The organism is Metapseudomonas boanensis (assembly GCF_042232855.1).
In the GTDB taxonomy this organism is placed as follows: Bacteria; Pseudomonadota; Gammaproteobacteria; order Pseudomonadales; family Pseudomonadaceae; genus Metapseudomonas; species Metapseudomonas boanensis.
In genome coordinates, this window is sequence record NZ_CP113889.1 from 3,859,663 (window position 1) to 3,875,512 (window position 15,850).

At 62.9% G+C, this 15,850-nt stretch carries 14 protein-coding genes and 2 pseudogenes; 10 read left to right on the top strand and 6 right to left on the bottom strand.

The genetic code is table 11. The features are described 5' to 3' along the window. Positions 1 to 38: 38 nt before the first annotated feature. From OXH74_RS18055 to OXH74_RS18070, 4 genes and pseudogenes are all read right to left on the bottom strand, one after another. Positions 39 to 232: pseudogene (locus OXH74_RS18055) on the bottom strand (TIGR03751 family conjugal transfer lipoprotein); the annotation flags it as partial. Beyond that, the gene (locus OXH74_RS18060) at positions 211 to 954 is read right to left on the bottom strand and encodes a DUF3726 domain-containing protein (RefSeq protein WP_375738193.1); all 744 of its coding nucleotides are present in this window, start codon (positions 952 to 954) and stop codon (positions 211 to 213) included. The pseudogene OXH74_RS18055 and the gene OXH74_RS18060, both read right to left, overlap by 22 nt. Beyond that, positions 954 to 2,654 carry a hypothetical protein gene (locus tag OXH74_RS18065; RefSeq protein WP_375741643.1) on the bottom strand — a complete coding sequence of 567 codons (1,701 nt, stop codon included), beginning with the start codon at positions 2,652 to 2,654 and terminating at the stop codon, positions 954 to 956. The genes OXH74_RS18060 and OXH74_RS18065 overlap by 1 nt, the downstream gene beginning before the upstream one ends. Positions 2,655 to 2,843: 189 nt before the next feature. Further along, on the bottom strand, positions 2,844 to 3,749 hold the full coding sequence (locus OXH74_RS18070; protein WP_375738194.1) for a LysR family transcriptional regulator: 906 nt from the start codon (positions 3,747 to 3,749) through the stop codon (positions 2,844 to 2,846). Between the two features lie 93 nt (positions 3,750 to 3,842). Here OXH74_RS18070 and OXH74_RS18075 point away from each other — a divergent pair, with 93 nt between their 5' ends. The 5 genes from OXH74_RS18075 (at position 3,843) to OXH74_RS18095 (ending at position 9,423) form a co-directional block, all read left to right on the top strand. Further along, positions 3,843 to 5,285 carry an aldehyde dehydrogenase family protein gene (locus tag OXH74_RS18075; protein ID WP_375738195.1) on the top strand — a complete coding sequence of 481 codons (1,443 nt, stop codon included), beginning with the start codon at positions 3,843 to 3,845 and terminating at the stop codon, positions 5,283 to 5,285. Positions 5,286 to 5,298: 13 nt separating this feature from the next. After that, positions 5,299 to 6,285, top strand: coding sequence for a dipeptidase (locus tag OXH74_RS18080; RefSeq protein ID WP_375738196.1), 987 nt, complete (start codon positions 5,299 to 5,301; stop codon positions 6,283 to 6,285). A gap of 236 nt (positions 6,286 to 6,521) precedes the next feature. After that, positions 6,522 to 8,072, top strand: a complete 1,551-nt coding sequence (locus tag OXH74_RS18085) for a BCCT family transporter (protein WP_375738197.1) — start codon at positions 6,522 to 6,524, stop codon at positions 8,070 to 8,072. A 48-nt stretch (positions 8,073 to 8,120) separates the two neighbouring features. Next, the gene (locus OXH74_RS18090; RefSeq protein ID WP_375738198.1) at positions 8,121 to 8,492 is read left to right on the top strand and encodes a RidA family protein; all 372 of its coding nucleotides are present in this window, start codon (positions 8,121 to 8,123) and stop codon (positions 8,490 to 8,492) included. 169 nt (positions 8,493 to 8,661) lie between these two features. After that, positions 8,662 to 9,423, top strand: coding sequence for a TerC family protein (locus OXH74_RS18095; RefSeq protein WP_375738199.1), 762 nt, complete (start codon positions 8,662 to 8,664; stop codon positions 9,421 to 9,423). Between the two features lie 160 nt (positions 9,424 to 9,583). On the opposite strand, the pseudogene OXH74_RS18100 reads toward OXH74_RS18095, so the two are convergent. Beyond that, positions 9,584 to 10,722 (bottom strand): annotated as a pseudogene (locus tag OXH74_RS18100) (SRPBCC family protein). Between the two features lie 89 nt (positions 10,723 to 10,811). On the opposite strand from OXH74_RS18100, the gene OXH74_RS18105 reads away from it, so the two are divergent. Beyond that, positions 10,812 to 11,732, top strand: coding sequence for a LysR family transcriptional regulator (locus OXH74_RS18105; protein WP_375738200.1), 921 nt, complete (start codon positions 10,812 to 10,814; stop codon positions 11,730 to 11,732). Between the two features lie 51 nt (positions 11,733 to 11,783). Here OXH74_RS18105 and OXH74_RS18110 read toward each other — a convergent pair whose 3' ends face one another. Next, a complete protein-coding gene (locus tag OXH74_RS18110) occupies positions 11,784 to 12,194 on the bottom strand; it encodes a PA2817 family protein (RefSeq protein WP_375738201.1) in 411 nt (136 codons plus the stop codon). Positions 12,195 to 12,371: 177 nt separating this feature from the next. Here OXH74_RS18110 and OXH74_RS18115 point away from each other — a divergent pair, with 177 nt between their 5' ends. The 4 genes from OXH74_RS18115 to OXH74_RS18130 all read left to right on the top strand — a co-directional run bounded on the left by OXH74_RS18115 (position 12,372) and on the right by OXH74_RS18130 (position 15,794). Continuing rightward, positions 12,372 to 13,037, top strand: a complete 666-nt coding sequence (locus OXH74_RS18115; protein ID WP_375738202.1) for a transglutaminase family protein — start codon at positions 12,372 to 12,374, stop codon at positions 13,035 to 13,037. Positions 13,038 to 13,373: 336 nt separating this feature from the next. Then, entirely contained in the window at positions 13,374 to 13,994 is a 621-nt protein-coding gene (locus OXH74_RS18120) for a glutathione S-transferase family protein (protein WP_375738203.1), read from the top strand. A 91-nt stretch (positions 13,995 to 14,085) separates the two neighbouring features. Beyond that, on the top strand, positions 14,086 to 15,018 hold the full coding sequence (locus OXH74_RS18125) for an ABC transporter ATP-binding protein (protein WP_375738204.1): 933 nt from the start codon (positions 14,086 to 14,088) through the stop codon (positions 15,016 to 15,018). Next, positions 15,015 to 15,794, top strand: a complete 780-nt coding sequence (locus OXH74_RS18130) for an ABC transporter permease (RefSeq protein ID WP_375738205.1) — start codon at positions 15,015 to 15,017, stop codon at positions 15,792 to 15,794. Before OXH74_RS18125 ends, OXH74_RS18130 begins: the two co-directional genes overlap by 4 nt. The last annotated feature ends 56 nt before the right edge of the window (positions 15,795 to 15,850 follow it).

Here is a 15,850-nt window from a genome sequence, read left to right on the forward strand (position 1 = left end):
TCCTCGACCCGCTCGCCAGGTAACACGTACTGCACACGCTAATACAAGGGGAACACCGTCGTGTAGCTGGGGAGCGGCACCGGATCATTGCCGGCCAGGTGCGGGAACACATACATCACCAGCGGCGCCAGAACTGCCGGTAGATCTCGGTGGCCGCGGTGCGCGTGTAACGGGTCTGCACGCCCGGCGCAGCTTGTGTGTAGGCCTCGGTCAACGTCCGCCGGCACCGCTGCGCGAGCGCTCGGAGCTCTCCACCAGAACTGCTTCTGCAAGCCGGTTGAGGCGTTGCCATAGGGCGGGGGAGATCTCCGTTCCATTCTCCAGAGCCTGCTCACGGGCCAGGGTGAAGTCCGCCGGGGTGATACATCGTTCCTCTCGGGCGTCCTCGATCTCCACTGCCGGTTGCGAGTGAGCTGGTGTACCGAGGAGCAGTGTCAGCGACTGCCGCTTCCCTTGGGTGGCATGTTCGGGGAGGCGGTACTCCTGGTAGGTGGGGTAGGTGGCACCGGCGTCGATCCGGGCCAGGTGACGGCGCACCGGGTCGTGGCCGTTGTCCCACTGTGCGCGAGCCCACAGGCCCTGCCGCGCACAGTCTGCCAGAACCTTGAGGATGAACTTGCGGTTGTGGCAATGGTGGACTTCGACGCCTATCGACCCGTGCTCCAGCGCCTGCACGCAGGCCAGCTCCAGCAGCGCCGGTAAACAGTTCAGGGCGCTGCGACCATGGCACTCGGCGATCAGCGTGGCCGGCCCCTCGGCGACCAGCTTCGCTGGCGGGCGTTCGCGGTCGGCCACCAAGTCCAGCGCCCGTTCAAGTTCGCCAAGACCGTCTTCACGGTGCAGTTGCAGCCAGCTGACCAGGGCTGCGGCGTCCTCATAGTGGCCCGGGGTATAGCCCATGCCCTCGAAAACTCGTTTAAGCAGGGCGTTCAGTTCGTTGGCGGAAATCAACATCAAGGCTTCTCCGGGGTAGGGGCGAGCGGCAGGAACCAGTCATCGTCGAAGGGTTGGCCGATATCCTCCAACAGGGGGGCGCCCTGGAACATGGTGTTGCGCACCCACAAGCGCGAGCGCGGGTCGAACTTGCTCACGCCGAAGAACGACAGCTTGCAGCGCAACAGATGCATGGGCAGCACATCACGGTCCAGCAGGTTGGCGCGGATCTCACCGTAGTGGGTGCGGGCCATGGTCTGGATGCGGCGGACCATGCCGCGCTGCTCAGGATGACGGAGCAGGAAGTGCGCGACCTTGTGTTTCGGGTGTTCCACCAGGTAGGCGCCGAGCTGTCGATGGCACTGCTGCACCAGGTAGCCAATACCGAGCGGCATCTGCTTGTCGCGGCCGTCGTCCAGGTTGCAGTTGCCCAGGCGCGGCTCCTGCTTCTCCTCGGAGCGGTACCAGAAAGTCTCCTGGGCGCCATCGATGGCGAAGTCGATGGCCAGCGCCCAGTCGTAGCGGGTCTCGATCAGGTGCTTGAGTTCGGAAACGGGCATCTCGGGGTGCAGGTCGGACTGCTCGGGCAGGGCCAGGTGCTCTTCCAGTTCGTCCACCAGATCCGGGTGCAGTTCCAGGAGGATGCAGTTGATCAGCTCCTGCCCCTGCAGGCTGGCGCGTTGCTGAGACCAGTTCTGCAGAGACTGCCAGGCTTGCAGCGGTTGCAGGTCGAGCCCGGCGCGCAGGGCCCGCATGTCGGCCAGCACACGTTGGTTGTGGCCGGCCTGCCATTGGTCTTCGGTAAAGGTTTCCTCGATATGGCGGATGGCACGTTCCAGCAGTTGCGGCAGGCGTTCCAGCTGCGCGGCCGTCGGGATGCCGGCGAGGATGCGGGCCAGGGCCAGTTCGCGCATTTCGATCCAGCGGCTGATCAGTTGCGGATGGTTGATCAGGTAGGGCGCCATACCAAGGCCGGTGGAGTTGCCGATGCCGAAGTAGCGCTTGAGGGCCGGGGCGAAGGGCACGGCGGTTTCCGGTGAGCGGCGCCGGGCAATGTGCTCGGCCTGCTGCAAGCTGAAATTGCGCAGCATGAAACAGGTGAACATTTCGGCGGCAAACGGGCGGGCGAAGTCCGGGTGCTTGCGGCTGACTTTCTCCCAGTCGGCCATGCCCAGCTTACCGCTGCCGTAGACGGCCGTGGTGCGGTACAGGTAGCCGACCCGGGCGATCTGCGCGACGTCGGGCTGGCGCCCTTGGCTCAGGGCCTCCACCACGCTGTCGAAGTTACGCACGCTGCGATTGGCGCGCGACAGCACCATCACCTTGGCGTCGAGCCGGCCCGCTTCCTGCAGCGGCACGTTCTGGCGCAGGTAGTCGACATAAGCCTCGTCCACCTCGCCTTCGCAGAGCGCCATGGTCAGATCCCACTCGCTGGCGATGACCCGGTCGTTGCGCTTTTCCGGTGCCAGGTACTGGGAAAACAGCACGAAGCTGAACAGGTCACTGCGAGTGCGGATGCGATAGATCACCGTGCCGTAGCCGTCAGCATCCAGTTCGAATCGGGGAGCGTCGATCTGCCATTGCTCACGCATGATTCGGCGGACCAGGCTGCGCATGAAGCTCAGGCGGCTCTGGTGCAGGCTGCCGAGCCGCTCCAGGTCCATGACCAGGTGGGCGGGGCGCATGTACGGAATCGCAGCCTCGGGCAAGCTGGATTCCATGATTGAAGGGGTGCTCATTCTGGGGCCCTCAACTGGCATTCACCGCGCACCGTTGCCTGCTGGCTTTCGGGCGGCGGCTTGTTATTGATCTGCCGCCGATGGTGGGACAGCAGGCCCCGCGGAGCAATTCAGATCGCCCTATCGTTTGATAAGTAACCCTTATTCAAATGGCTTTGTCGATCAGTCAGGTTATCGCCACTCAGCGGGGTCCAGTTCGTTGTCGCGCAGGATGAACTCGAACAGGGCCTGGGCGGCCACCGGCAGGGAGCGGTTGGCCTGGCGCACGATGCCGATGTCGCGGGTCACCAGCGGGTCGGCCAGGGGGATGAAGCGCAACTGCCCGGCCTCGGCCGGGAAGGCGAAGCGGGGCAGGGTGGTGATGCCCATGCCGGCCTCGATCATGGCCAGCAGGGAAATCATGTTGGAGATATAGAACTGCGAGTCGCTGACCAACTCTTCGGCGCGAGTGCCGGCCAGCAGGCGCGAGGTGCCGTTGGCGATCAGGCGCTCACCGCGCAGTTGCTGCCAGCCGAGCTGCGCTTCGCCGGCCAGCGGGTGGTTCTGGTGGCAGACCACGCCGATGCTGTCTTCCCAAATGGGAATGAAGCGGATGTCACTCTCCGCTTCCCAGAGGCTGGAGATGCCGAAGTCCACCTGTTGGTTCTCCACCATGTTCAGCACCGCTTCGGAGTTGTCGTCGAACAGGCTGACGTGCAGGTCCGTCGCATCGCCAATGAAGCGCGTGAGGATATCCGGCAGCAAGCGGCTGGCGATGGAGGGCACCGAGGCGATGCGCAGGTGCCCGGACTTGTACTGGGCGATCAGGCTCATGTCGCGGACCACGCGGTCGTGGTGCTCGATCAGCTCCTTGGCATAAGCCAGGAACTGCACACCGAAGGGAGTCAGCTCGGGCTTGGTGACCCGCGCGTTGCGCTTCTCGAACAGGGCCTGACCCAACTTGCCTTCCAGGTCGCGGATGGACAGCGAGATGGCCGGCTGGGTGCGGTGCGCACGCTCCGCCGCGGCATGGAAGCCCTGCAGCTCGGCAACCCAGACGAAGTGGCGCAACTGGACGATCTTCAGGTCCGGCAGCATGGTAAGTTTTCCTTATCAATCAATATTTACAACTAATTTTAGTTTATCTGAGGTGGCACCTACCATGCGCTCAAAGCGAGAACGGAGGTGCACATGCCCAGCAAGATCTGCAACAACTACATCGGTGGCGCCTGGGTCGAAGGTGCCTCGAGTGCTGCCAACCGCAGCCCCGCCAACGTCGAAGACGTGATAGGCCGCTACACCCAGGCCAATGCCCTTCAGGTGGATCAGGCGATTGCCGCCGCCACAGCCGCCCAGACCATCTGGGCCCGCAGTGGCCTGGAGGAGCGCTACCAGGTGCTCATGGCCGTCGGCAGCGAACTCATCGCCCGCAAGGCGGAGCTCGGTGAGCAACTGTCGCGGGAAGAGGGCAAGACCCTGGCCGAGGGAATCGGCGAGGTCTATCGCTCCGGGCAGTTCTTCCACTACTACGCTGCCGAAGTCCTGCGGCAGATGGGCGAGACGGCCGATTCGGTGCGCCCCGGCGTGGAGATCGAAGTCCGTCGCGAGCCGGTCGGAGTGGTCGCCATCATCACCCCGTGGAACTTCCCGATGGCCACCGCCGCCTGGAAGATCGCGCCGGCCCTGGCCTTCGGTAATGCCGTGGTATTCAAACCGGCCAATGCCGTGCCGGCGAGTGCCTGGGCACTGACCGAGATCATTTCCCGGCAGCCCCTCCCGGCCGGCACCTTCAACCTGGTGATGGGCAGCGGTGCCGAGGTCGGCGAGCGACTGATCCACTCCAGCGGGATCAATGCCCTGAGCTTCACCGGCTCGGTTGAAACCGGACGCCGGGTCGCCACCGCGACGGCCGCCAACTTCGTCCGTTGCCAACTGGAAATGGGCAGCAAGAACGCCCTGGTGGTGCTCGACGACGCGGACCTGGAGCTGGCGGTGGAATGCGCAGTGAACGGTGCCTTCTTTGGTACCGGGCAGAAGTGCACGGCGTCGTCCCGCCTGATCGTCACCGAGGGCATTCACGACCGCTTCGTCGAGGCGCTGATCAAGCGCATTAAACAGCTCAAGGTCGGCCACCCGCTGCGCGAGGGCGTGCAGATCGGCCCGGTGATCGACGAGCGCCAGCTGGCGCAGAACCTGCGCTACATCGAAGGCGCCAAGGCCGAAGGCGCGCGCCTGGTCTACGGCGGCGAGCGCATCGTTGAGGAACACGAGGGCTTCTACATGCGCCCGGCGCTCTTCGTCGACACCCGCAACGACATGCGTATCAACCGCGACGAGGTATTCGGGCCCATCGCTTGCGTCATCAAGGCGAAGGACTACGAAGAGGCCCTGGACATCCTCAACGACACGCGCTTCGGCCTGACCGCCGGGATCATGACCCAGTCGCTGAAACACGCTAGCGACTTCAAGCGCCGGGCCAATACCGGCTGCGTGATGGTCAACCTGCCCACCGCCGGCACCGACTATCACGTGCCTTTCGGTGGTCGCAAGGACTCCAGTTTCGGCCCGCGCGAGCAGGGGCAGTACGCCCGCGACTTCTACACGGTGGTCAAGACCGTCTACGTGCGTCCCTGAGGGAGAGAGCGCCATGCAAGAGCTTCTGATGATCGACGGCCTGCAGTACTCCAACTGGAGCCCTGAGCTGTTCCGGCAGATGCAGGAAGGTGGTCTGAGTGCCGTCCACGCCACCATCGCCTACCACGAAACCGCCCGCGAGACGCTGTCGCGAATCGGCGAATGGAACCGCCGCTTCGAGGCCTTTCCCGAGCTGATCCGTCCCGTGCGCCAGGCCTCGGACATCCGCCTGGCACAGCAGGAAGGACGGGTGGGGATCTTCTTCGGCTTCCAGAACTGCTCGCCCATCGAGGACGACGTCGACCTGGTGGAGGTTTTCCGCCAGCTCGGGGTCTTCATCATGCAACTGACCTACAACAACCAGAGCCTGCTGGCCTCCGGCTGCTACGAGCGCGAGGACAACGGCATCAGCCGTTTCGGCCGCCAGGTGATCGAAGAGATGAACCGCGTCGGCATGCTTATCGACATGTCCCATAGCGCCGAGCGCAGCACCCTGGAAGCCATCGAGCTGTCGAGCCGGCCGGTGATCATCTCCCACGCCAACCCCACCAGCTTCCATGCGGCCAAGCGCAACAAGTCCGATGCGGTGTTGCGCAGCATCGCCGAGTCGGGCGGGCTGCTAGGTTTCAGCACCTATCCCTTCCACCTGCGCGGCGGTTCGGCCTGCCAACTCGATGAGTTCTGCGACATGGTCGCGCGCACCGCCGACCTGATGGGCATCGACCACATCGGCATCGGTACCGACCTCTGCCAGCAGCAGCCGTTGCAAGTGCTGGAGTGGATGCGCAATGGCCGTTGGAGCAAGGCCAAGGATTACGGCGAAGGTTCGGCGGACAACGCCGATTGGCCGGCCCCACTGCACTGGTTCCGTGATAGCCGCGACTTCCCCGTCATCGCCCAGGGTCTGCGCCAGCGCGGCTTCGCGGAGGACGAGGTGCGCAAGATCATGGGCCTGAACTGGCTGAACCTGCTGGAACGCGGCACCACGCCGCAGAACTGATCTACCCACCCCGTGAGGACGCCATGAACAAAAACAAGAACAGAGCCTCGTCCAACTCCCACCGTGGAGCTGGCCTGTGCCCACCCGCACAACACCATCAGACGCTGCCTCCAGGGGGCGCGCGCGACAAGCGCCCCTTGCGTTGACGAAACGACCCCTCGTCGTTTCGAACCCCTGGTCATTCGCCCCGCGCGTGCCGCATGCCGCCGGGGCCTACGCTACAACCTGGAGGCATCATGAAAGTATTCCCGACCCAGACCATAGGCAGCACGCCGATGAAACACCCGGCACTGCAAGGCATCGATTGGCCGCTGTTCGTCATCAGCGGCGGCTTCCTGCTCAGTTTCCTGGTGGCGGCGCTGGTGGACATCGACGCCGTCTCGGCGCTGGTCAACACGCTGTTCGCCTGGTCGACGAAAGTCTTCGGACTCTACTGGCAGGTGCTGATGCTGGCGACCTTCCTGGTCAGCCTGGGCATCTGCTTCAGCAAGTGCGGCCGCGTGCGCCTGGGTGGCGTCGACCGGCAGCCGGAAACCAGCACCTTCAACTGGATTGCCGTGATCATGTGCGCACTGCTGGCCGGGGGCGGCGCCTTCTGGGCGGCTGCCGAGCCGCTGATGCACTTCGCAAGTCCGCCGCCGCTGTTCCCCGGCGTGCAGCCGAACACCGAGCTGGCCGGCCATCTGGCCCTGGCCCAGTCGTTCGTGCACTGGGGCTTCCTCGCCTGGGCAGTACTCGGCAGCCTGCTGGCGATCGTGCTGATGCACCTGCACTACGACAAGGGCTTACCGCTGGCGCCGCGTACGCTGCTGTATCCGCTGCTGGGCGAGCGCGCACTCAAGGGACCCATCGGCAACCTCGCCGATGCTTCCTCGATCATCGCGGTGGTCGCCGGCACCATCGGCCCGATCGGCTTTCTCGGCCTTCAGATCAGCAATGCGCTGCAAGCCGTGTGGGGCCTGCCCAATGACCTGCTGACCCAGTCCATCACCATCATCCTGGTGACGGCCATGTACACCACGTCCTGCCTGGTAGGCCTGAATGGCATCCGTTTCGTCAGCGAGATCAACGTGTGGCTGATGATCGGCCTGGCACTGTTCATGATCGTGGCTGGCCCGACCCTGTTCATCCTCTCGGGCTTCCCTGTGGCGTTCGGCATGCAACTGGAAAACTTCCTGCCGATGACCCTGTACCGCGCCGATCCCAAGTGGCTCGACTGGTGGACGGTGTTCTACTGGGGCTGGTTCATCGGCTACGCCCCCATGATGGGCCTGTACGTGGCCAAGATTTCCCGGGGCCGCAGCATTCGCCAGATCATCATGACCCTGTCGATCGTCGCGCCGCTGGTCACCATGTTCTGGTTCACCGTAGTCGGCGGCACCGGCATCGGCCTGGAACTGCAGAACCCCGGCATCGTAACCGCCCACGGCACTCAGCCCGAGGCCATGTTGCTGGGCGTGACCCAGAGCCTGCCGCTGGCGGGGCTGGTGTCGGCGCTGTTCCTGTTCCTCAGCTTCATCTCCGTGGCCACCAACGGCGATGCCATGGCCTACACCGTAGCCATGGCCATGTCCGGCAACGACTCGCCGAAGAAGTGGCTGCGCGCCTTCTGGTGCATCGGCATGGGGCTGGCTGCAGTGGTTCTGATCACCATCGGTTCGGGTGGGGTCACAGCGTTGCAGTCCTTCATCGTCATCACCGCCGTGCCGGTGTCCCTGCTGATCCTCCCTGCGCTGTGGAACGCCCCACAAATAGCCCGCCGCCTCGCGCGCGAGCAGCAGGTCTAGTCCCTTGGGAGGGCTTGTCCCTCTTTTTTCTTCCCCCTGGAGAGTTCAATGAAACAGGCAGTCAGCACCCGTTTGTACCCGTCCAAGGCCCCGCTGGAGTGGGCCGTGATCGGTAACGGGACTTTGTACACGGCGCAGATCCCCATCGATGTCGAAGGGCGTGTGGTCGAAGGGGGCATCGAGGCGCAGACGCGACAGACCCTGGACAACCTCAAGCACACCCTGGACTGCGCCGGGCTGGGCCTGGACGCGGTGACCCAGGTGCTCATCTACGTCACGGACCGCAGCTACCTGGCCACGGTGAATGCGGTCTACGCCGAATACTTCTCCGCTCCCTACCCGAACCGCGCTGCCGTGGTCGTGGCGGGCCTTGCCCGCGAGGAGATGCTGGTGGAATTGGTGGTTTACGCGGTGGCCTGACCGAGCCCCATCCTGGCCCTGCCGGCGATCCTGGAAGGGCCGGTCTTTCGCTCGCCAACTCTTCCGGCAGCGACTTTACCTATGCGGGGTGCAAGCGCTTTTCCGCCACAAGCGGGCCGGCGCTTGCGCCACTTCCGGCCTCCTGGCCAGATTTGCTTTGGAGTGTGAAATGGAAGGGCTGTTGCACCCGGAGATCTGGGTCGCCTTCTTCACCCTGACCGCCCTGGAAATCGTCCTCGGCATCGACAACATCATCATGATCGCCATCCTCGTGGCCCGGATGCCGCCGCACCTGCAGGCGCGCACGCGTTTCTTCGGCCTGGCGCTGGCCATGGTCACCCGCATCCTGCTGCTGCTGTCGATCACCTGGATCATGCGGCTCACCGCCGACCTGTTCCACGTGTTCGGCCAGGGCATCTCCGGCCGTGATCTGATCCTCTTCTTCGGCGGCCTGTTCCTCCTGTGGAAGAGCAGCACCGAGATGTATCAAGGCTTGGAAGGCGAAGATGAAACCGAGGACTCGCCCAAGGGCGGGGCCGGCGGCTTCATCGGTACCATCATCCAGATCGCCATCATCGACATCGTCTTCTCCCTCGACTCGGTGATCACCGCCGTCGGCATGGTCTCCCACGTGCCGGTCATGGTCGCCGCGATCATCGTCGCCGTGCTGGTGATGATGCTGGCCGCCGGCACCATCAGCACCTTCATCGACAAGCACCCGAGCCTGAAGATGCTGGCGCTGTCCTTCCTGGTGGTGGTCGGCACCGTGCTGATTGCCGAGTCCTTCGAAGTCCACGTGCCGAAGGGCTACGTCTACTTCGCCATGGCCTTTTCCCTGGCCGTGGAGGCGCTGAACATCCGCATGCGCACTGCCTGGGCTCGCCAGGAGGGTGAACCGGTGAAACTGCGTAAAGAACCAATGGGTGATTGATCGAGTGAGGTCAGCTTCTGGCCGATCCTCTCCGGCCGCACCAGTGCGGCTCATGGGCTAAGTCAAATAGTTCGAGGCTGGGTCCGAGTCCCGTTTCCCGCTCCAAATGAACAAAAACGCCGCTCATTCGAGCGGCACTTTTTGTATCTGCGTTCCGAGTTCAAGCCGGGTCCCGTTGGCGGATCGGCGTCTGCTCGATGACTCGCTCCGCCATCTCCTTCAGTTGCTTCATCGATTCGACCGACTCGCGGTCTATCTTGCGGCGCATTACCAGCAGGTTGGCCAGGCGCATTAGTCGGCCGGAGAAGCGGTACTCAAGGGTTCGGACGAAACGGGTGCCGGTTTCTGTCTTCTCGCATTCATAGGTCAGCTGCAGTTCCAGGCCGTGGGTACCCTGGGCGGATGCGCACCAGCGCCGGCCGGAGCTGTTTTCAGTTACGTTCCAACTGAGGTGTCCGGCGCGCCCTCCGGCGTGGATGTCTTCTTCGAAATGGCTGCCGGCCGGGAGTGGGCCGCTGGGGCCGTCCACCCGCAGGGAGGAGGGGTGCCATTCCGGCCAGCGGGTAGCCGTGCTGGCATAGGCAAGGATCTGGTCCGGGTTGCGGGTGATTTCCACTTCGTGCTGCATCCGGGTCATGGAACTCTCCTGCCCTGAGGTTCCCAATACAGGCTGCCCCGCAGCCAGTCCATCAGCGGGAAGACCAGGTTGAAGTTGTGGGTTTGCATCAGGTCGCGCCGATGGTGCAGTTCGTGCAGTCGTCGCATATGACGAACCCAGGGCAGGCGTGAGATCGGGTGGTTGGCGGGCAAGTGTTCGCAGGCGTGGAAGACCTCATAGCTCAGGTAACCCGCCAGCATCGTAGTCGAGAGGAGGGCGGCGGCATTGGTGTTCAGGAAGGAAAGCAACCACCACGCGACGAACAGGCCAAGGCTGAAGAGGACGATCAGCCAGGCCGGGAAGAGAATCACCCTCCAGTCCCGCGTCGATTCGTAAGTCATCTGCCCGGCGACGAAGAAGCTGTGGTGATCGCCTGTATGGCGCTTGTAGAACATTGCCCCAGGGCGAGTCTTTTTGTGGCCCAGGTTTTTGTGGATGGCGTACTCGCCCCAGCTGAAGAACATGAGTGCCAGCGGTACCACCAGCCATTCCAGCGGCTTCACGTTCTCCAGACCACTGATGAAGAACACAAGACAGGCCGCGCCGTAGGCCAGCACGAATCCACCGTGCAGCCAGGCGTTGTAGAGAGGGTGGATGCCCGCGCGGTAACGTGCACGAAAAGCTCGGGTGTCAGGGCTCATTTGCTGCTCCGGCAGTCTTGTTGACATGCCTTCGAGTCTAGTGATGAATACTTTATTCCAGTAATGGATATTAGAAATGAGCATTATTCATGAGCCTGAATTTGCGCCGTATCGATCTGAACCTGTTGCTGGTGTTCGATGCCCTGATGCAGGAGCAGAACCTTTCGCGGGCCGCAACGCGCCTGCACATGAGCCAGCCGGCGGTGAGCAACGCCTTGGCGCGCCTGCGCAGCCAACTAGGTGAGCCGCTGTTCAAGCGCACCGCTCGCGGCATGTCGCCCACCGCCCATGCCCAGGTGCTCTACGGTCCCGTGCGCCAGGCACTGAATCTGCTGCAGTTGGGGCTAGGGGCCCAGGGGGAGTTCGACCCCCAGGCCGAGCACAGCTTCCGGCTATCGATGAACGACTATGCCCTCATCATGCTGCTACCGGCCCTGTTGGAACAGTTAAAGGCAGAAGCGCCGCGGGTCGTGCTGGAGGTGCAGGACGACGAAGCGAAAAGCCTGATCCCACGGCTGGCCAGCGGCGACCTCGATCTGGCCATCGACTACCTCTACTTCGATAACCCCGATCTCTGCTACCAGCCCTTCATGGAAGAGGAACTGGTAGTGATCGGACGGTCCGGACACCCGGCCTTCGAGGGTGGGCTGACCCGGGCCGGCTACCAGCGGAGCCAGCATGTACTGATACTGCCGCGCGCTGGTCGCGGTTCACCGCTGGAGATCGTTCTGGGCTCGGCAAAGATCCGGCGCCAGGCCGGACTGCAGGTTCCCCACTATCTGACCATCCCGCCCATCGTGGCCCGCTCTGATTTGTTGGGCACAGTGCCACGCCGGCTCGCCGAGCATTTTTCCGCCATTTATTCGCTGCAGATGGCGCCGCTACCGGTCGAGACGCCACCGGTGCAGGTGAGCCTGATCTGGCACCGCCAGCAGGAGCTGTCGCCTGGCCTGCGTTGGTTGCGGGAGCGAATTGTCCGGCTGAGCGCCGATGGGCGGCTGGGAGGCTGAAACGACAAAGGCCCGCATCGCGGGCCTTTGTCACGTCCGGGGCAGGCGTCCTCAGTGCTTGCTGCCGTCTTCCGGCATGGCCAGCAGCTGCTTCTCCTGGTTCCAGTCGAACGGTTCGCCATTCTGTTCGGCTTCGTAACGGCGTTCATCGAGACGCTGGAACAGCTCAATCTCTTCGTCGGGCATGAAGTGCAGGCAGTCGCCGCCGAAGAACCACAGCAGGTCGCGTGGGACCAGGTGGGCGATTTGCGGGTAGCGGTGGAAGACCTGGCTGATGAGGTCCTGACCCAGGTACAGGCTGCGTTCCGGGTCACGAGGCAGTTCGCTCATGAGATCGTCGAAACGTTCGACGAACAGGGCATGATTCTCCTCCGGAACCTGTTCGGCCTCGCCCAAGGCGACCAGGATGCCACGCAGGTGGGCGAGCAGGGCGAGGTGATGGTCGAGGTAGGGATTGGCCATGGCGGAGCTTCCTGAAGCATGATCGGGCGCGGAAGTATAAGGCTCTGGCGACCCGCTGTCCCGCATGCGGGTATCAATGGTGCCTGTGGCGCCAGGGGCGGCGAGCTTGGCAGGATCGTCGTGCCGCTGCCGGTCGTTGGCCGCATAGACTGGTCCGAAACCCTGCGGAGAATACTGATGCAGCCCTACCTGGAAGCCGGCCGCTTCGTTGATAGCGATCATCCCCTGGTGATCGAGTTTGCCGAAAGCCGGTGTGGTGCCACGCGCGATCCCCGAGAACAGGCGGTCAACCTTTATTACGCCGTGCGAGACGAAATTCGCTACAACCCTTATGTTTTCAGCCGCGACCCGCAGACGCTGAAGGCAAGCTATGTGCTGGCGGCCGGCGAGTCTTACTGCGTGCCCAAGGCATTGCTGCTAGCTGCTTGTGCCAGGCATTGCGGCATCCCCTCGCGCATCGGCCTGGCTGACGTGCGCAACCACTTGGCGACGCCACGTCTGCTGGAGTTGCTCAAGAACGAGGTGTTCGCCATGCATGGCTACACCGAACTGTATCTCGACGGGCGCTGGGTCAAGGCGACCCCCGCATTCAATCTGGCTCTCTGTCGCCTGTTCGATGTGGCACCGTTGGAGTTCGACGGCCTGAGCGACAGCGTGTTTCATCCTTTCAATCGCCAGGGCGAACGCTGCATGGAGTACTTGGCCAACCATGGCCAGTTCGCCGACCTGCCGGAGGCACTGTTCTTCGAGCATCTGGCAGCCAGTTACCCGCATCTGTTCCGCGACGTTGCCCCGTTCATGGGGGGTGACCTGCATGCCGAGGCGTTAGCCATGGGCGAATGAATTGGCTCTATCCCTGTCATGCGCTGCGACTGGATGGATCTCTTGCAGGAGCGAGCTTGCTCGCGAACTGGACCTTCTTGCGAGCAAGAACTCGGTGTCTCCCTTGATCCTACAAGGCGCTCCGCCCGGCCGTTGATTACTAGCAACAGCTAACCCAGACAGAGCCAGTGAATTCGCCGCGACAACAGAATGTGATACCGAGACAAGCCCTGAGCAGGGGTTGCTGGAAGCGCCACCCCGGTCCGGTCGATAACGGCTATCAACGCAAATCCTTGGCCATCGATGGGGGGATTGCCTCTAGAATTGCCGTTCTGCCAGGAGCTGAGGAAGATTCACATGCTGAAGATCTGGGGCCGGAAGAATTCCTCCAATGTGAGAAAGGCTATCTGGGCTGCCGAAGAGGTCGGCGTCGCCTACGAGACGATCGATGCCGGCGGCGCTTTCGGCCTGGTCAACGAGCAGGAGTATCGAGCGCTGAATCCCAACGGTCTGGTCCCGATGATCGAGGACGACGGCTTGGTGCTCTGGGAGTCGAATGCCATCGTCCGCTACCTGGCTGCACGCTACGCTGCCGGCAGCCTCTATCCTGAGGACCCGGCCGAGCGTGCCCGTGGCGACAAATGGATGGACTGGACCACCTCGGCCTTCGCCCCGGTCTTCCGTGACGTGTTCTGGGGCACCTTGCGCACGCCAGCGGCAGAGCGCAACGAGGCCCTGATCGACACCGCACTGACCCGTTGCGGCCAATTGCTGGAGATGCCCGAACGGGCGCTGGCCGGGCAGCCCTATCTTTCCGGCAAGCGTCTGGCCATGGGCGACATCCCCTTGGGTAGCTTCATCTACGCCTGGTTCGAAATGCCCATCGAACGCCCAGATCTGCCGGCCCTGGCGGCCTGGTACGCACGGCTCCAGGAACGACCGGCTTACTGCAAGGCAGTGATGACCGCCCTGACCTGATGCTAGGCTAAACCCATCAAGAGGGTTGATGGTTGTGTTTGCTGCCATCAACCTTTTTCAGTCCCCATTTGCAAAAGGCTTGTTTACCGTCATGAGTTCCGCCCTGTCCATCCGGCAGTTGACCAAGACCTACGCCAATGGCTTCCAGGCCCTCAAGGGCATTGACCTGGAAGTGGCCGAAGGCGATTTTTTCGCATTGCTCGGCCCCAATGGCGCGGGCAAATCCACCACCATCGGCATCCTGTCCACCCTGGTGAACAAGACCAGCGGCACCGTTAGCGTCTTCGGCAATGACCTGGACAAGTCGCCCTATGCGCTCAAGCGCTGCTTGGGAGTGGTGCCGCAGGAGTTCAACTTCAACCAGTTCGAGAAGGTCTTCGACATCGTCGTGACCCAGGCGGGTTACTACGGTATCCCGGCGAAGATCGCCAAGGAGCGTGCCGAGCAGTACCTGACACAGCTCGGCCTCTGGGAGAAACGCAACTCCGCTTCCCGCGAGCTGTCCGGCGGCATGAAGCGCCGGCTGATGATTGCCCGGGCGCTGATCCATGAGCCGCGTCTGCTGATCCTCGACGAGCCCACCGCCGGCGTCGATATCGAGCTGCGCCGTTCCATGTGGAGCTTCCTTACCGAGCTGAACGAAAAGGGCATCACCATCATCCTGACCACCCATTACCTCGAAGAGGCCGAGCAGCTCTGTCGCAACATCGGCATCATTGATCACGGGCGGATCATCGAGAACACCAGCATGAAGGAGCTGCTGAAAAAGCTGCACGTCGAAACCTTCCTGCTGGACCTGAAGGAGTCGCTGGAAGTGGTCCCGCAGCTCAACGGCTACCCGGCCGCGCTGGTGGACGACCACACCCTGGAAGTGCAGGTCGAGAAGACCCAGGGCATGACCGAGCTGTTCCGCCAGTTGGCGGCACTGAACATCGACGTGCTGAGCATGCGTAACAAGTCCAATCGCCTTGAGGAGCTGTTTGTGTCTCTGGTGGAGAAAAACCTGGCGAAGGTGACTGTATGAGTTCGGAACTGCGGGCCAACCTGATTGCCCTCAACACCATCGTCACCCGCGAAGTCCGCCGCTTCACTCGTATCTGGCCGCAGACGCTGCTGCCGCCGGCGATCACGATGGCGCTGTACTTCGTCATCTTCGGCAATCTGATCGGCCGGCAGATCGGTGACATGGGCGGTTTCAGCTACATGGACTACATCGTGCCCGGCCTGATCATGATGTCGGTCATTACCAACTCCTACAGCAACGTGGTGTCGAGCTTCTTCGGCAGCAAGTTCCAGCGCTCGGTGGAGGAGTTGCTGGTTTCGCCGGTTTCGCCGCACACCATCCTGCTTGGCTACACCATCGGCGGAGTACTGCGTGGGCTGGCCGTAGGCGTAATCGTGACCCTCCTGTCGCTGTTCTTCACCAAGCTCCAGGTCCATCACATCGGGGTGACCGCGCTGGTAGTGCTGTTGACTGCGACGGTGTTTTCCCTGGGCGGCTTCATCAACGCCGTCTATGCGCGGAATTTCGACGATATCTCGATCATCCCGACTTTCGTGCTGACGCCCCTGACCTACCTCGGCGGGGTGTTCTACTCGATCAACATGCTGCCGCAGTTCTGGCAGACCGTGTCGCTCGCCAACCCGATCCTGCACATGGTCAACGCCTTCCGCTATGGCATCCTCGGGGTGTCCGACATCAACATCGGTGTTGCCATCGCGCTGATGCTGCTGACGACAGCCATCCTTTATGCCGCGTGCATCCACCTGCTGGTCAGCGGACGTGGTATGCGCCAGTAAGGTGCTACAAAGCGACATAGACTGACATCATCCCCTGCTGCCCCTGAGGCCCGTCT

Excerpts from the sequence above, each read along its gene's own strand:
- OXH74_RS18060 (WP_375738193.1), bottom strand. The coding sequence starts at position 954 with ATGTTGATTTCCGCCAACGAACTGAACGCCCTGCTTAAACGAGTTTTC.
- OXH74_RS18065 (WP_375741643.1), bottom strand. The coding sequence starts at position 2,654 with ATGGAATCCAGCTTGCCCGAGGCTGCGATTCCGTACATGCGCCCCGCC.
- OXH74_RS18070 (WP_375738194.1), bottom strand. The coding sequence starts at position 3,749 with ATGCTGCCGGACCTGAAGATCGTCCAGTTGCGCCACTTCGTCTGGGTT.
- OXH74_RS18075 (WP_375738195.1), top strand. The coding sequence starts at position 3,843 with ATGCCCAGCAAGATCTGCAACAACTACATCGGTGGCGCCTGGGTCGAA.
- OXH74_RS18080 (WP_375738196.1), top strand. The coding sequence starts at position 5,299 with ATGCAAGAGCTTCTGATGATCGACGGCCTGCAGTACTCCAACTGGAGC.
- OXH74_RS18085 (WP_375738197.1), top strand. The coding sequence starts at position 6,522 with ATGAAAGTATTCCCGACCCAGACCATAGGCAGCACGCCGATGAAACAC.
- OXH74_RS18090 (WP_375738198.1), top strand. The coding sequence starts at position 8,121 with ATGAAACAGGCAGTCAGCACCCGTTTGTACCCGTCCAAGGCCCCGCTG.
- OXH74_RS18095 (WP_375738199.1), top strand. The coding sequence starts at position 8,662 with ATGGAAGGGCTGTTGCACCCGGAGATCTGGGTCGCCTTCTTCACCCTG.
- OXH74_RS18105 (WP_375738200.1), top strand. The coding sequence starts at position 10,812 with ATGAGCCTGAATTTGCGCCGTATCGATCTGAACCTGTTGCTGGTGTTC.
- OXH74_RS18110 (WP_375738201.1), bottom strand. The coding sequence starts at position 12,194 with ATGGCCAATCCCTACCTCGACCATCACCTCGCCCTGCTCGCCCACCTG.
- OXH74_RS18115 (WP_375738202.1), top strand. The coding sequence starts at position 12,372 with ATGCAGCCCTACCTGGAAGCCGGCCGCTTCGTTGATAGCGATCATCCC.
- OXH74_RS18120 (WP_375738203.1), top strand. The coding sequence starts at position 13,374 with ATGCTGAAGATCTGGGGCCGGAAGAATTCCTCCAATGTGAGAAAGGCT.
- OXH74_RS18125 (WP_375738204.1), top strand. The coding sequence starts at position 14,086 with ATGAGTTCCGCCCTGTCCATCCGGCAGTTGACCAAGACCTACGCCAAT.
- OXH74_RS18130 (WP_375738205.1), top strand. The coding sequence starts at position 15,015 with ATGAGTTCGGAACTGCGGGCCAACCTGATTGCCCTCAACACCATCGTC.